Raw genomic sequence first — 14,230 nt, forward strand, 5'->3', positions numbered from 1 at the left:
TACCTTGCCTTTCTAGTTTTGAATTCTGACTGGCCATCTGGCACATGAGTGCACGCAAGTGGTAACGCAGCAGGGATCGCTGGACGGGTTATCGACCCTGTTCGAGCTGCTGACGGATCAGCAGATCCGTCTCCAGCAGGGGCAGGCCGACCACGGCGCTGTAGCTCCCCTCGATCCGGCTGACAAACTTGCCGGCTATGCCCTGAATGGCGTAAGCGCCAGCCTTGTCGCAGGGTTCACCGGTGCGCCAATAGGCCTCGATCTCGGCCTCATCCAGCTTGCGAAACGCCACATTGGTGGTGACCAGACGCACGTCGCAGCGCTCCGGGGTAGCCAGGGCCACCGCCGTCATCACCTGATGGACCTTGCCGGAGAGCGCCTCCAGCATGTCCTTGGCGTCGAGCAGATCGGACGGCTTCTCCAGCACCCGCTCCCCCAGCACCACTATGGTGTCGGCGCCCAGCACGGGCAGCGCCGTCGGGGCCGCCGCCACACCGGCCATCGCCTTGTCACGGGCCAAGCGGCAGACGTAGTCCTGGGGCTTCTCCCCCTCGCTGCGCTGCTCGGGCACATCCAGCCTGAGCACCTCGAAGCGGTAGCCCAGCTGGGTCAGCAGTTCGTGCCGGCGGGGAGAGCCCGAGGCGAGATAGAGTTGCAGTTCGTTGTGCTTGTTCATATTCGCTTAAATGAGATGAGGTACGGTTACAATTTATTGTTTTTACTCATATTCACTTGATATTGAAGTGACGGCGCACCTTGCGCAAGACCATAAAGATCCAGGGCCATATTAGCATCGTCGTCAACGTCGACCAAAAGTAGGCGAAGTTGAGGCTGGCGCGGCTGAACAGGTGCTCGGCCCAGAACACGGTGATCTTCCCCACCAGGGAGAGCAGACCGATGATCAGCGCCTGTTGCCAGAGGGAGAAGTTGCGGATCTTCTGGAACTGGAAGGCCGCCAGGTAGGTGGTGATGGCCATGGCCATGGCCCGCACCCCGAGCGTACTGCCGAGCAGCACGTCCAGCAGCAGACCGGCTACCCAGGCGGTACCGACATTGGTCCTGTGGGGCAGCGCCAGCGCCCAGTAGATGAGCACCATGGCGAGCCAGTCCGGCCGGAAGGGTTCGAACTGAAAGGGAAGCGGCAGGATGGAGAGGCACAGGGCCAGCAGGATCGAGACCCAGATCCAGATCCTGCCGCTGGCAGGTTGCAGCATCAGCGGGTCGCCCCCGCCGCCGACGTCGCGGACGCGGCAGAAGCTGCCGCGGGCGCGTCCAGAGCCACGTTATCATGCACTTCCGGCTTCTTGTCGGTCCACAGCAGCAACAGGTAGCGCAGACGATCCAGCGCCACCAGAGGCTTGGCCTCGATCTGGGCGAAGGGCTTGCCCTCCACGTAGTCGGAGCGGGTCACGGTCGCCACCGGATACCCTTCCGGGAAGCGGCCGCCGAGGCCCGAGGTCACCAGCAGATCGCCGACCTGCACGTCGGTGTTGCGCGGCAGGTTGCGCAGCTCCAGCTTGTCCAGCTCGCCACTGCCGGAGGCGATGGCACGCAGGTCGTTGCGCAGCACCCGCACCGGGATGCCGTGGCTGGAGTCGGTGATGAGCAGCACCCGGCTGGTGGTGGAACCCACGTGCAGCACCTGGCCGACCACCCCCTGATCGTTGATCACCGGCTGGCCGTTGTAGACGCCGTCCAGCGCCCCCTTGTTGATCAGCACCTGATGGCTGAAGGGATCGGAATCCACCGACAGCAGCTCGGCCACCATCTTGCGGGACTCCTTGTGCACCGGCGAGCCGAGCAGTTCGCGCAGACGCTGGTTCTCGTGCTCCAGCTGATCCAGCTTGAGCAGACGCGCGCGCAGGGTGAACAGCTGTTGCTCCTGCTGCTTGGTCTGTTCGATCAGGCTGGAACGGGTCTGCACCTGGGTCGACATGGTGTCGAGCAGGGTGCCGGGCGCGTTGGCGATGTACTGCAGCGGGCTGACGAGGGAGCTCAGATAGACGCGGACGTGCGTGAACACACCGAAGCGGGAATCCGCGACGATGGCAGCAACCGAGATGATGACGGCGAGAAACAACCGTAACTGAAGCGAAGGGCCTCTACCAAAGATGGGTTTCATGAGTCGTCAAAAAAGAGCCGGCGCTCGGCCGGCTTTGGGTCTTATTCGTAGTGGAACAGATCGCCACCGTGCATATCGATCAGCTCCAGCGCCTTGCCGCCGCCACGGGCGACACAGGTGAGCGGATCCTCGGCCACGACGACCGGGATGCCGGTCTCTTCCATCAGCAGACGGTCGATGTCTTTGAGCAGGGCACCACCACCGGTCAGCACCATGCCACGCTCGGAGATGTCGGACGCCAGCTCGGGCGGGGACTGTTCCAGCGCCACCATGACGGCGGAGACGATACCGGACAGCGGCTCTTGCAGCGCCTCCAGGATCTCGTTGGAGTTCAGGGTGAAGCTGCGCGGTACCCCTTCGGCCAGGTTGCGACCACGCACCTCGATCTCGCGCACCTCTTCGCCCGGATAGGCGGAGCCGATCTCGTGCTTGATGCGCTCGGCGGTGGCTTCCCCGATCAGGCTGCCATAGTTGCGACGCACGTAGCTGATGATGGCTTCGTCGAACTTGTCACCACCGATGCGTACGGATTGGGAGTAGACCACGCCGTTCAGGGAGATGATGGCCACTTCTGTGGTACCACCACCGATGTCCACCACCATGGAGCCGGTCGCTTCGGAGACCGGCAGGCCGGCACCGATGGCGGCGGCCATGGGCTCGTCGATCAGGTACACCTCACGGGCGCCAGCGCCCAGTGCGGATTCCTTGATGGCACGACGCTCTACCTGGGTGGAGCCGCACGGCACACACACCAGCACACGGGGGCTGGGGCGGAAATAGTTGTTATCGTGAACCTGCTTGATGAAGTGCTGCAGCATCTTCTCGGTCACGTAGAAATCGGCGATCACGCCGTCTTTCATCGGACGAATGGCGGAGATGTTACCAGGGGTACGACCCAGCATCTGCTTGGCGGCATGACCGACAGCAGCGACCGATTTGGCGTTCCCGCGCTCTTGGCGAATGGCGACAACTGAGGGTTCGTTAAGGACGATCCCTTGATCTTTTACGTAGATCAGGGTGTTGGCAGTTCCCAAGTCGATCGACAGATCGTTGGAAAAGACGCCTCTGAGCTTTTTGAACATGGCTACGGGAAATCCTAAGAATTTGGAGGTGCAGAAAACCGGCTAACTTTACCAATGCCCACCCCAATCGGCAAGCGCTCAAACTGTCGCCAATCAATCAGGCGCGACAAAAATGCGAGTCATCACTCACCCGCACAGACCGACAAAGACTAAGAAACAAGGAGATAAGGTGCTGACTCATGCCAAAGCCCTCCTCTCCCCGTCAGCATATCAATTTCAGGGCATCACTTCGCGGCGATAAATAATCCGATCATTGCCCCGATCCCGGCCAAAAATAGCCTCTCCCAGCAGGTGATCCGCAGTCGCGGGATCCGCCAGCCAGATCGGTTGGGACGGCTGCTTCTCCAGCACGATGCGATAAGGAATGCGAACGGACTGGTTCGGCGGCGCAAAGTGGAACCAGGTTGCACCGGCATCGAAGCGAGTCTGGCTGCCACCGGGAGCCTGGTTGCCCAGCCCGAGGCGAATGCGGGTGCTGTCTTTTAGGATCAGATCCCCGCTCGCGGCATCATAGCGTTGATCGGCATCGGTGAACTCCATGCCGCCCCCGACCAGGGCTATCTGGGTGCAGATATCCTCCGAATTGGCGCGCCACAGCCCCCCTTCGAAATACTGCACCTGCATGGGCAGCGCCAACGGGGCGCTGTCCACCCCCTGGCGGGTGCTGGCCAGCAAGCGGCCGTAGTAGGCGACCATGGTGTCGCCCGCCCCCTTCGGAATGGAGAGCTGCCTGGCGGTACAGTTCACCCCGCTCTGGCAACTGCCGTTGACGGCCGGATTCATGTTCCGATCCGCGAGGAAGCTGGTCTCCGGCGTTTCGCCGTCCCCTACCTTGAGCCCCAGCCGCAGCAGCCGCAGTGGCTCCTCCGGGGCGGTCAGGGTCGGGGTGAGTTCGCGCAGGCGCACGAAACGGATCTGGCCATCGAAACTGGTCTGCCCGCTCACCCAGTTTTGACTCAAGGGATCCAGCCGGTTGGATCTGTCGACCCCATCTTGATTGTTCGCGGCCACCAGGGAGACCACCCCCTTGGCGAAGGCGTCCCGGTAGTTCTGGGTGACCCCACCCTGCTTGTTGCGCGCCTGCACCGTCGTCTGTACCCCGAACGGCTGACTCATATAGCTGAAGCCGCCGCAGGCGGGGGTGACGGTGCCGTTCACCAGATTGAAGTCCCAGGGCACGAAACGCCCCACGGGCACGCTGATGGCGGCGGGTATGGTGTAGCCGAAATAGCCCGTCGAGGCCGAGGTCGCAACCGGCGGTGTCGCCGTCATCCGGAAGACCCCGACCTCGTTGACCGACTGGGTGAGGGTGTTGAGGTTGTTGCTGCCTTTCGCGTTGGAGTGGTCATAACTGGCCGTGCCGACCACCGCCTCCACACCGGGCTTGGGGGCCACCAGCTGGCTGCCGAGGGCAATATTGGCCAGCGCAAAGTTCGGGGTCGCCAGGTTGCCGCTGCAGAAGTCGGTATCGTTATCGGCCTGCCAGGCCACGGCGCCTATGTTCAGCTGAAACTCTTCCCCCGTTCTCTTGAACAGGGGGCAACTGCTGCTCCCTGCCGTGCAAGCCCCCTGGGTGGGTATGATGCAGAGCCCGACCGGGCGGCTGACGAAGAGATCCGATCCCGTCATCACCAGCCCCGCCGTCTCACCGCTGCCATCGTGGCGGGCATTGAGCCGCACCTGGCCCGCATCCGGATAGTTGACCGTCAGTGTGGTCTCACCCTTGGCATCGAAGCTCAGATTGCTGGTCACCGCCGTCCCTTGCGAGGTGGCGATGGCACTGCCGTTGACCGTTACCTTGCTGCCGAAGGGGTTGCTCGCCGGATTGACATAATCGCTCCAGAAGCTGACCGGCTTGCTCACGTCGGCGAAGCTCGGCACACACTGCTGGGTCGCGTTGTCCTTCCTGACCGCCTTCATCGCCACTTGTTGTGGCTTGTTGGCCAGGGTATCCAGCACGTCAAACACGAAGCCGCTGTCGGCGAAGTTGAGGGTACAGGCGGCGGCGCTCAGGGCGCCGCTCCCCGCCCGACATAGGGTGGTGCTTAGCGGCTTGGTGGACGGCGAGGAGCCGCTCACCCCCACCGTCACGGCGCTTGCCAGACTGTTGCGAAGCTGCAAGGTAGTAGTGCCGCCGCTGAAGGTCACTATGGCTGTGTTACCGCTATAGGTCACCTGGTTGCTGGCCACCCAGCCATTGCTGCCATTTTTAGCTGGCGTCAACGTGGCACTGACCTGCTCTGTGACGAGCTGGCTGCAACTGGCATTGGCACAAGCGCGTATGGTCAGAGTCTCGGGATTGCAGGTCAGGGCATTGCCGCTGTGATCGAACTCGAAGTGATCGATCTGGGTTCCCACCGGGCTGGAGTTGAGGGCGCAGATCTGGACGTTGTCGATCTGGTGGGCGTTGGTGAGATCCCCGGTAGACCCTGTCAGCGATAGCAGGAGATTCTCAGGAATGGCCGCCTGACCGCTCTGTCCCGCGGCATTGAAGCTGCCTATCAGGGTGCTGTAGCCGCTGCCAGTGTTTCGCTCCACCTTGACCAGAGACTGGCCGCTGGTGCGGGAATCCACCGTCAAGCGGTAACGGTGGGGGCGGTTGCCATCCGAGCCGCTGTCCACGGTCGGCGAGAGGCAGTTGCCCGTGGTATTGCTGCTGCCGTCGTTACAGGTGCCCTTGAGGTAGTTGTAGCCGCTGGTGCCGGAGCCCGAGCCACGCACCGCCACGGCCTGCTGGCGCCGTCCCTTGTTGATGCTGCCACCTTCGCCGGAGAAGTTGCCGTACTCGTCGATCCCCACCCCGAGCCAACCGCCGGCAAAGCCGTTCACCCCCGTCTTGAAGCCATAACCGAGGGGCCCGCCGAAGGCACCGGGTTGAGGGGTTATCTTGGCATCGGACAGCACCACCGCCATGCCGTCCGCCCCGTTGCCGCCATAGGCGTAGTGATCGAACTCTATGGTCACCAGGTTGTTGGCGGCAGGGAACAGTCGCTGATAGGTAGCCGAGGTGGACTGGCGGGTGCTGGCCTGGGTCATGCCGAGGCGACCGTTGACGATGGAGGGGGTAAAGGTGCCGCTGCTGCTCGCCACCACCCAGCTGTTGCTCAGGGTGCTGGAAGAGAAATCGTCGTTGAAGCAGGCGAGCGGCACGGGAGGGGCCTTGTCATTGATCGCCGTGGAGCCGGTCATGAACAGCGAACGGCTGGTCGTTCTGCCGTTGATGACGCTGGAGCCATTCATGTTCAGGGTCTTATCCGAATACACCAGGCCATTGATCAGACTATCCCCATTCAGATTGATGTCGGCATAGCCAAACAGCAGCACCGACCCCAGGTTGTCCGGATTGAGGCGTCCATCGTTCAAAGCCGTTTGCTTATTGACGAAAATGCGCACGGCACCCTGAGTTTCAATCACCCCTCCCTGGTTGATGGTCAAGCTGTCAATCCAGTAATCTCCGGCAGGCAGTATGACCTTTGCCCCCCCTCCGATGGCGAGGCTCTGAATCCTATATTCAGTACGGGCAGAAGAGAATGTCAGGGTACAGGCACTGTAAAGATCGATCGCACCGAACTGATATTGGCTGGTACTGCCCAAGTTCAACTGTTGCCCCGCATTACAGAACCCCAGGCTACCATCGCTGCCTGAACTGCTCAGGAAGCTGTTACCGCCCGACGTAGACATCCCCCGGATAGAACTGCCGCTGATGGAGCAGAGTCGGCGAGAGCCATTGGCACTGTCGCAACCATCTAATGGCATGCCAGCCCCCTGATTCGACTCGCAAAAATTCAATGCGGCACCTGCAGTGCCCGTGATTTTCGCCTGATTGTTCTGGGTCAGCTTGGCAGCATCCTGACCTGTGCAGACAGCATTGTTATTACCCCGGTGGCCTTGAGCCACCGCCGGGAAATAGGTGTCACTGTCGACGGTTTCGAATCCATGAACCATGCCAGACAGCATTGTTAAGACCAGCAACCAGAGTCTCATGGATTCACTCCATCAAAGGCTTCCGCCACCAGGGTGCGGCTGACGGCAAAGTCCGGGTTGGGGCCACTGTTCACCCCGGGATCCCCACAGCGCCCCTCGCTGCTGAAGCGATAGCCGGTCTGGGTGATACCGGCCGTGCTCACCGGCACCGGGGTACAACTGACGATCGCCTTGCAACCCACCAACCCCGCCTCGGTAAAGTTGAGCGTCAGGGGGGCGCAGATCTGCCCGATCCATTGGCCGCTTGGATAGAGGCGGTAGAGGGCGACCTCCAGCCCGCTCTGGGCCGCCATCAGGGCTCGTACCCCGCGCACCTCGGCGGTGTGCTTCTCGCCGCTGTCCAGCAAGAAACGGCCCATGGCCGCCGCCAGCAGGGCCATGATGACGATGACAAAGAGCGCGATCATGATGGCGCTGCCCTGCTGATGCCTGTGGGGCGCTGGCTTAAGGGACATTGAGCACCTCCAACTTGTGGTTGAAGCTGACGCTCTCGCCGCGCTGCTCGAGTACCAGCCTCAGCCCTGCCTCACTCTGGCTGAAGGCGGCGGGATCCCGATAGAAGTAGTAGCTTGCCGGTCGGATGCGTTCGGCCATCAGCTGTGTGGTCTCGCCGCTGGTCAAGCCATCGCCGACGGGCTTGGCCATTCGCCACAGGCCCCCCCCTCTTATGCAATAGAGCACCTGCTGGTTCGCAAAATAGATGCGCTGGCCCGGGGAATCCTTGGCAAGAGCGGCGGCCAGGGTCAGCGGCAAGGCCCCGGACACGGGCGTCCCCACCTCGGTCACCCTGGCAGTGCAACGCCCCTGCAGACACCCCTTGTCCAGCGTGGTTGTATTGCCTGCCGTGACATATGGCAGCGGATAGACGATGGCCAAATCCTGTTTGGCAGGCCGTTTGACCGGGGTGACGATGCGCAGTGCCGTGCTCGCCGCCGGTCCCAGATAACGGCTGGTGGTGGCGATGGGCCAGAAGCGCAGGCAGCTCCCCTGCTCCGCCAGGCCGCCCGCATCATCCTCCACCCGCACCGAGCCGGGCACGGCGTCGCGCAGCTCGCGATTGAGCCGCTCCAGGGCGAAGCGGGCATCGCTCATCAACTGCTCGCGACTGCTGGCGTCCCCGTAGATCTGGGTGCCGATGCCGATAAACTGGCTGGTGAAGGTGGCCATGACCCCGAGCAGCAGGATCACCATCACCAGCTCTATCAGGGTAAAGCCTCTGGCCCCGCGCATCAGTAGTTCCCCCGATAGAGGGCAAACGCCAGCTCGCTGCGATCCGGCAGCCGCACCCAGAGCTCGATGCGCTTGCCGGTGAAGCAGGTGCCGCTGCAGGTTGGCAGCGGATCCTTGGTCAGATCGACCCCGCTCACCCGGATCCGGATCCCGAACTGGCGATACTCGCTCGCATCCAGGTTTGAGCCGCTCTGAGCACTGAAGTAGTTGGCAGGCACCCAGCCACCGTCGCAGCTGGCCAGCCCCTGGGCGCAGATGGCGCTGGTCTGGTAGTCATCCACATCGTTGAACTGGTAGGGACGACACTCCCTGCTACCGGGACAATTACTGACATTGTCCGGGCCATAGCTGGCGCTGTCGGTGCAGGCCGGGTAGGTCACCGCCGGAGTGCCCGCCGTCTCGCCGCAGCGAAAACGCCCACCGTTATGATCCGAATGCTCATCGAAGGACTTCTCCAGCACCTCGCTCAGGATCCGCTGGGCCAGTTGGGCGGCCCGCACCTGCTGCACCGGATCCACCGCCTGGGGCGCCTGGTTGATAAGCAAGCCCAGGATGCCGGTGAGGGCCACCGCCAGCAGCACTATGCCGACGATAAACTCGATCAGGGTGAAGCCGCGGTGTGCATCAAGGGAGGGCATGGATATAGCCCTCCGGCTCGATGCGCAGGCGGGCGCTCTCCCCACCATCGCTCACCATCAGGTTACAACCGCTGATGCAGGCTGACGGGGATAGGGGACGACCACTGCGCTTGTCGAAAGAAAAGCTGCCCTGAGGCAGGGAGATACTGCCGGAGGCCTTGACCACTCGCCCACGGACCTGCTCATTCTGATTCCAGCCTGAGATGGCCTTGGGGGTACAGTTGCCAAGCTGGGTCAGATGGCCGAACCGCGTCTGCTCCACCACCAGCTGGGTGCAGCGCGCCACCCCTTCCTGCATGTTCATGGTCTGCACCAGCCGCAGGCGGGCCACCAGCTCGTCCCTCAGGGTATGGGTTTCAAAGCCGCCTTTGCCCAGCCATTTGGGCACGGCAAAGGCGGCCAGAATCCCGAGCAACAGGATCACTATCACCAGTTCAATCAGGGTAAAGCCTGTGTCCCGTTCAATCATGATGGGTAACCATTGAAAGAAATAGAGAGAGGGTAGCCTCTCTCTATTTCATTAATTTATAAGGTTTACTTACAGGCAGTAACAGCTGCGGTTGGCTGAGAGCCAGAGGTAGCTTGGGTATAGGTGACGAAGCAGTCAGTCGCAGTGCTAGCGGATACACCAGCCGGGAAGATCTTGATGCTGCTAGATGCTGGAGTACCAAAACTCCAATCATTAGTGCTCAATTGCAGCACTTTCTCCAGATCATCCTTGGTCGCCTTGGGATACCCAAAGGCAATACCAACATTGACACCATTACCGATATCCAGCGTATCGGAAGGAGTGGTGTCCTTACCTGCAATAACGGCCTTGCTATAGACCATTGCACCGGCTGAATTCAGAGAGCCTTCAACTCCTTTAAGGGTAGAAGTACGCGCATCATCCTGCAGATTCAGGAACTTGGGAGCGGCGGTGACCGCCAGAATGCCCAGGATGATGATCACGATCACCAGTTCGATCAGGGTAAAACCCGCTTGCTTCTTCATTGCATTTTCCTCGGTTAATCAATTGATATTGGTAATTACCTGGCCGGAGGCCGGGCGATAACTGAAACTCATGAACTCATTCGTGCTCCCTTGCGGGTCCTGATAGCGTCCATCACTGCCCTTGCTCAGGCTGTTGACCAGATAGTAACGGCAGACCGAATCCAGCCCGTTGTTGCTCACCGTTGCATAAAACTTCAGGTCATTGCCGCTACCGCGCACTTCATCGAAGCTGGCAGTCGCCTTGGGAGGATTTTGCAGCAATCCCTCCCAAATATAGAGACAGCGCTGGGCCGTCAGATTGGCCGGGTCCACGTCGGCATTGCCACTCGCCGCAGTGTCCATAGGATACCCGGGAGAGAGTTCACCGTTATTGACCTGAGTGTCGGTGGGCGTCGTCAAATAGAAACGCGACCCGTCGTAGAGCACAGTATTGAGGCCATCCTGCTTGGCGCGCCCTTCCGCTTCCCACTGGGCCCGCACCAGGGAGACGCCGGTCGCGAACCCGCCGGAGACCCCCTCCACGCTGGCCTTCTTCGCCTCGTCGGTGACGTCGAGGAAGCGAGGCAACGCGGTGACTGCCAGGATCCCCAGGATCACGATGACGATCACCAGTTCGATCAGGGAAAAACCCGTTATCTGACCGGGCCCACGACCGGATATCACTCTTCTTGCTGCCATGCTGCCTCCGTAATGATCCGCATTATTTCATGCAGTTAGAAAAAAATCATGTTGCCGGACCCACACGCTCACCTATTGAGGGAGCGATTGCACCCGCCCATCGCCAAAGCGGTAGAGGAGTCGCTGGGCCTCCCAGCCAAATTCACAACCGCCCCCATCCTGGCTAGCCAATGCCTGTAGCGGCGGCAGGTTCTGCCCCCCGTCGCCAATCAGGGTCAACCAGAGCCCACGACAGTCGTCGGACGGGGACTGCTGCGGCATCACCCCGAGGGGCCAGCCTCGCTCATCGAACTGCCAGGCCACCCCTTGCGCATGCAGCACAGCGGGGCGCCGCTCGTCGAGCCAGAGCCCGTGCAGGCGTTGAACCCGTTCGGCAAATTGCTCCCCCAGCAGGGTCACGCTGACCGCCAGCGCCTCTTCCCTGTGGCTGCGATAGCTCATGGCCAGGGTGGCGATGATGACCAGCAGCAGGATCACGGCGGCAATTCGCCTATACCCCCCCAGCCAACGCTCATCCTGCTCGGACTGTCTGCTCATCCTTGTCTCTCCGACAGGGGGCCGTTACGAACCGCCACGAACGGCCCGCATCATGTCCCACATGGGCGTAAAAATGCCGAGCGCCAGGATCAAGACCATGACGGCCACTATGCCGATCAGGATGGGTTCGATACGGGCGGTGAGACTCTTGAGGTCGTAGTCCACCTCCCGCTCGTAGTATTCCGCCGCCTCGTGCAGCAGGTCGTCCACCTGGCCCGTCTCCTCCCCCACGGCGATCATCTGCATCACCAATGGGGTGAACAGGCCGCTGCCGCCCGCGGTGCGCAGCAGGCTCTCCCCCCGCTCTATGCCGGCCCTCATGTCGCGGATCCGGCCCGCCATCCAGGCGTTGTCCACCGCATCCGCCACCTGGGTCAGCGCCTGATTGAGCGGCACCCCAGCCTTGAGCATCATGGAGAAGCTGCGGGCGAAGCGCGCCAGCAGGGAGCGCTCTATGATGGTGCCGACGATGGGCAGCCTGAGCTGCCATCTGTGCCAGGTCAGCTTGCCGTTTGTCGTGGCGACCCAACGCCGCCAGCCGACCACGGCCCCCACCAGGATGGCGAGCAGCAGCCACCAGTAGTGAACGAAGAAGTGGGAGGTAGCGAGCAGGATCCGTGTCGCCAGCGGCAGCTCCACCCCGAACTTGGCAAACATGTTGGCGAACACCGGGATCACCATGATGTTGAGGATCACCATGGCGACGGCGATGGCCATCATCACGAAGCTGGGATAGCGCATGGCGGTCTTGATCCGTTTGCGGGTCTCCAGCTCCAGATCGAAATAGTTGGCGAGCTGCAGGAAGGCCTCCTCCAGCTGACCCGTGTTCTCCCCCACGTGGATGATGGAGACGAAGAGGCTGCTGAACACCTTGGGATGAGACTGCATGGCGCTCGACAGGGGGCGACCGTTGCCAAGATCTTCTCCCAGGGCGTGGAGCGCCCGCTTCAACGGCTTGCTGTGGGTGCTATCCTCCAGCCCGGCGATGGCCCGCAGTATGGGGATGCCGGCCCGGGTCAGGGCGTACATCTGGCGGCTGAACACCACCAGCTCCTCGAGCCTGACGCCGCCCTCCAGCAGCAATGACCAGTCGATGCTGGCGGATTTCGCCCGGCCCGGTTTGAGCTCGGTCGGCATCACGCCGCGGCGCATCAGTTGCTCGGCGGCGGCCATCTCGCTCGCCGCCTCCAGGGTGCCGTTCACGGCATTGCCCTGGCTGTCCCGTCCCTTGTAGTTGAAGCTGCCCATGGCTTAACCGAGATCCTCCGCGAGCCTGAGCACCTCGTCCACCGAGGTGATCCCTTCGCGGGCATAGTCCAGCGCCGTCAGGGCCAGGGGGCGGTAGTGTTCGTGCTCCCGCGCCGCCCGGGCGAAGCCCTCGGCGTCGTTGCGGCGCAGGGCATCCATCATGGGTTGATCCAGCTCCAGCAGCTCGTAGACCCCGATCCGGCCGGAATAACCGGTGAAGTTGCAGCTCTGGCAGCCTCGCCCCTTGTGATAGGCGTGCTGGCCCGGAGCCTCCCCGGAGAGCACGGAGAGCCAGGTGGCCTGGCCCTCGTCCGGTGCGCTCACCTCGACACAGTGCTCGCACAGCCGCCGCACCAGGCGCTGGGCCACCACGGCCCGCAGCGCGCTCGCCACCAGATAGCCTGGGGCCCCCATGTCGATGAGGCGCAGGGCGCTGGTCACCGCATCGTTGGTGTGCAAGGTAGTCAGCACCAGGTGGCCGGTGATGGCGCCGCGCAGGCCTATCTCCACCGTCTCGTTGTCACGCATCTCCCCCACCAGCAGGATGTCCGGATCCTGACGCAGGGTGGATCTCAGCACCTGGGAGAAGGTGAGGCCTATCTTGGGATTGACCTGCACCTGATTGATCCTGGGGAGTCGGTACTCCACCGGGTCTTCCACCGTGATGATCTTGTGGCTCGCCTGATTGAGTTCGGACAGCGCACCGTAAAGCGTCGTGGTCTTGCCGCTGCCGGTGGGCCCCGTCACCAGTATCATGCCGTGGGGGCGTTTGAGCTGACGGCGGAAGCGCGCCAGGATCGCTGGCGGCATGCCGGTTTCGGTCAGGGACAAGATGCCGGAGGATTGATCCAGCAGACGCATCACCACGGATTCCCCGTACTGCACCGGCATGGTGGACAAGCGCACGTCCACGTCGCGCCCGCGCACCTTCATGGCGAAGCGGCCATCCTGGGGCAGCCGCTTCTCCGAGATGTCGAGCCCGGCCACCAATTTCAGGCGCAGCACCAGCGCCTGGGCGATGCGCACCTCGTTCAACACGTTCTCGTGCAGGATGCCGTCGATGCGCTGGCGGATGCGCAGCACCTTCTCGTCAGGCTCGATATGGATGTCCGAGGCCCCCACCTGCACCGCGTCCTCGAACAGGGAGCGAAGCAGCTTGGCCACCGTCGCCTCCCCCTCGTCGGCCCCGCCGTTGAGGTTGCTGGCCCCCAGCTCGAAGCCGGTGTCCTGGTGCTCCTCGTGCAGCTGCACCGCGAAGTTCTCGATCTCCCGGGTGCGGCGATAGAGGCGGTCGAAATACTCCAGCAGCTGGCCTTCCCGCGCCACCGCGAGCACCAGCTCCCGCGGGCTCAGCAAACCGGCGATGGCGTCGAGGGCGCTGAGATCCGCGGGATCCGACATGGCCACCGTCACCCTGTTGTCGCTCTGGTTCACCGCCAGCGCCCGGTAGCGACGGGCCTGCACCTCGGGCAACAGGGCCACGGCGGCGGCATCTATGGTGAGGTTGTTGAGATCGAAGAAGGGCACATCCAGCTGGCGGGCGAGGAATTGCAGCAACTGCACCTCGCTGATGAAGCCGAGGTCGATGAGGGTGGTCCCCAGCTTGCGACCGGTCTGGCGTTGCTGCTGCAGGGCGAGCTGGAGCTGGTCATCGGAGATGATCTGCTCTTGCACCAGCAGGTCGCCGAGCCGCATTTTCAGTCTGGGTTGTGCCATGG

The 14,230-nt window shown here is 62.4% G+C and carries 14 protein-coding genes; all 14 read right to left on the reverse strand.

Going from position 1 to position 14,230, the window contains the following annotated elements; translation table 11 throughout:
- Positions 1-88: 88 nt before the first annotated feature.
- The 14 genes from ACT5M9_RS10250 to mshE all read right to left on the reverse strand — a co-directional run bounded on the left by ACT5M9_RS10250 (position 89) and on the right by mshE (position 14,228).
- Entirely contained in the window at positions 89-676 is a 588-nt protein-coding gene (locus ACT5M9_RS10250; protein WP_438551711.1) for a Maf family protein, read from the reverse strand.
- Positions 677-728: 52 nt separating this feature from the next.
- Positions 729-1,214 (reverse strand): rod shape-determining protein MreD, encoded by a 486-nt coding sequence (mreD, locus tag ACT5M9_RS10255; protein ID WP_332503961.1) that lies wholly within the window; start codon positions 1,212-1,214, stop codon positions 729-731.
- Positions 1,214-2,122, reverse strand: coding sequence for a rod shape-determining protein MreC (gene mreC / locus ACT5M9_RS10260; protein WP_457981746.1), 909 nt, complete (start codon positions 2,120-2,122; stop codon positions 1,214-1,216). Before mreC ends, mreD begins: the two co-directional genes overlap by 1 nt.
- A gap of 41 nt (positions 2,123-2,163) precedes the next feature.
- Complete coding sequence (locus tag ACT5M9_RS10265; protein ID WP_005308111.1) at positions 2,164-3,204, reverse strand: rod shape-determining protein; 1,041 nt, start codon at positions 3,202-3,204, stop codon at positions 2,164-2,166.
- Between the two features lie 216 nt (positions 3,205-3,420).
- Positions 3,421-7,188, reverse strand: coding sequence for a DUF6701 domain-containing protein (locus ACT5M9_RS10270; RefSeq protein ID WP_457981745.1), 3,768 nt, complete (start codon positions 7,186-7,188; stop codon positions 3,421-3,423).
- A complete protein-coding gene (locus tag ACT5M9_RS10275) occupies positions 7,185-7,643 on the reverse strand; it encodes an MSHA biogenesis protein MshP (RefSeq protein ID WP_457981744.1) in 459 nt (152 codons plus the stop codon). The genes ACT5M9_RS10270 and ACT5M9_RS10275 overlap by 4 nt, the downstream gene beginning before the upstream one ends.
- Positions 7,633-8,418, reverse strand: a complete 786-nt coding sequence (locus ACT5M9_RS10280) for a PilW family protein (RefSeq protein WP_457981743.1) — start codon at positions 8,416-8,418, stop codon at positions 7,633-7,635. The genes ACT5M9_RS10275 and ACT5M9_RS10280 overlap by 11 nt, the downstream gene beginning before the upstream one ends.
- The gene (locus ACT5M9_RS10285; RefSeq protein ID WP_457981742.1) at positions 8,418-9,056 is read right to left on the reverse strand and encodes a prepilin-type N-terminal cleavage/methylation domain-containing protein; all 639 of its coding nucleotides are present in this window, start codon (positions 9,054-9,056) and stop codon (positions 8,418-8,420) included. Before ACT5M9_RS10285 ends, ACT5M9_RS10280 begins: the two co-directional genes overlap by 1 nt.
- Positions 9,043-9,525, reverse strand: coding sequence for a prepilin-type N-terminal cleavage/methylation domain-containing protein (locus ACT5M9_RS10290; protein WP_457981741.1), 483 nt, complete (start codon positions 9,523-9,525; stop codon positions 9,043-9,045). The genes ACT5M9_RS10285 and ACT5M9_RS10290 overlap by 14 nt, the downstream gene beginning before the upstream one ends.
- 65 nt (positions 9,526-9,590) lie before the next feature.
- A complete protein-coding gene (locus ACT5M9_RS10295; RefSeq protein ID WP_457981740.1) occupies positions 9,591-10,049 on the reverse strand; it encodes a prepilin-type N-terminal cleavage/methylation domain-containing protein in 459 nt (152 codons plus the stop codon).
- Between the two features lie 18 nt (positions 10,050-10,067).
- The gene (locus ACT5M9_RS10300; protein ID WP_457981739.1) at positions 10,068-10,727 is read right to left on the reverse strand and encodes a prepilin-type N-terminal cleavage/methylation domain-containing protein; all 660 of its coding nucleotides are present in this window, start codon (positions 10,725-10,727) and stop codon (positions 10,068-10,070) included.
- Positions 10,728-10,799: 72 nt separating this feature from the next.
- Positions 10,800-11,264: a hypothetical protein gene (locus ACT5M9_RS10305; protein WP_457981738.1), complete on the reverse strand. Its 465-nt coding sequence runs from the start codon at positions 11,262-11,264 to the stop codon at positions 10,800-10,802.
- A gap of 24 nt (positions 11,265-11,288) precedes the next feature.
- The gene (locus ACT5M9_RS10310; RefSeq protein ID WP_457981737.1) at positions 11,289-12,512 is read right to left on the reverse strand and encodes a type II secretion system F family protein; all 1,224 of its coding nucleotides are present in this window, start codon (positions 12,510-12,512) and stop codon (positions 11,289-11,291) included.
- A 3-nt stretch (positions 12,513-12,515) separates the two neighbouring features.
- Positions 12,516-14,228: an MSHA fimbrial ATPase MshE gene (mshE, locus tag ACT5M9_RS10315; RefSeq protein WP_457981736.1), complete on the reverse strand. Its 1,713-nt coding sequence runs from the start codon at positions 14,226-14,228 to the stop codon at positions 12,516-12,518.
- Between the last annotated feature and the right edge of the window lie 2 nt (positions 14,229-14,230).

The organism is Aeromonas sp. AE23HZ002T15 (assembly GCF_054165525.2).

Excerpts from the sequence above, each read along its gene's own strand:
- ACT5M9_RS10300 (WP_457981739.1), bottom strand. The coding sequence starts at position 10,727 with ATGGCAGCAAGAAGAGTGATATCCGGTCGTGGGCCCGGTCAGATAACG.
- ACT5M9_RS10290 (WP_457981741.1), bottom strand. The coding sequence starts at position 9,525 with ATGATTGAACGGGACACAGGCTTTACCCTGATTGAACTGGTGATAGTG.
- ACT5M9_RS10265 (WP_005308111.1), bottom strand. The coding sequence starts at position 3,204 with ATGTTCAAAAAGCTCAGAGGCGTCTTTTCCAACGATCTGTCGATCGAC.
- ACT5M9_RS10275 (WP_457981744.1), bottom strand. The coding sequence starts at position 7,643 with ATGTCCCTTAAGCCAGCGCCCCACAGGCATCAGCAGGGCAGCGCCATC.
- ACT5M9_RS10295 (WP_457981740.1), bottom strand. The coding sequence starts at position 10,049 with ATGAAGAAGCAAGCGGGTTTTACCCTGATCGAACTGGTGATCGTGATC.
- mshE (WP_457981736.1), bottom strand. The coding sequence starts at position 14,228 with ATGGCACAACCCAGACTGAAAATGCGGCTCGGCGACCTGCTGGTGCAA.
- ACT5M9_RS10310 (WP_457981737.1), bottom strand. The coding sequence starts at position 12,512 with ATGGGCAGCTTCAACTACAAGGGACGGGACAGCCAGGGCAATGCCGTG.
- mreC (WP_457981746.1), bottom strand. The coding sequence starts at position 2,122 with ATGAAACCCATCTTTGGTAGAGGCCCTTCGCTTCAGTTACGGTTGTTT.
- ACT5M9_RS10280 (WP_457981743.1), bottom strand. The coding sequence starts at position 8,418 with ATGCGCGGGGCCAGAGGCTTTACCCTGATAGAGCTGGTGATGGTGATC.
- ACT5M9_RS10270 (WP_457981745.1), bottom strand. The coding sequence starts at position 7,188 with ATGAGACTCTGGTTGCTGGTCTTAACAATGCTGTCTGGCATGGTTCAT.
- ACT5M9_RS10250 (WP_438551711.1), bottom strand. The coding sequence starts at position 676 with ATGAACAAGCACAACGAACTGCAACTCTATCTCGCCTCGGGCTCTCCC.
- mreD (WP_332503961.1), bottom strand. The coding sequence starts at position 1,214 with ATGCTGCAACCTGCCAGCGGCAGGATCTGGATCTGGGTCTCGATCCTG.
- ACT5M9_RS10305 (WP_457981738.1), bottom strand. The coding sequence starts at position 11,264 with ATGAGCAGACAGTCCGAGCAGGATGAGCGTTGGCTGGGGGGGTATAGG.
- ACT5M9_RS10285 (WP_457981742.1), bottom strand. The coding sequence starts at position 9,056 with ATGCCCTCCCTTGATGCACACCGCGGCTTCACCCTGATCGAGTTTATC.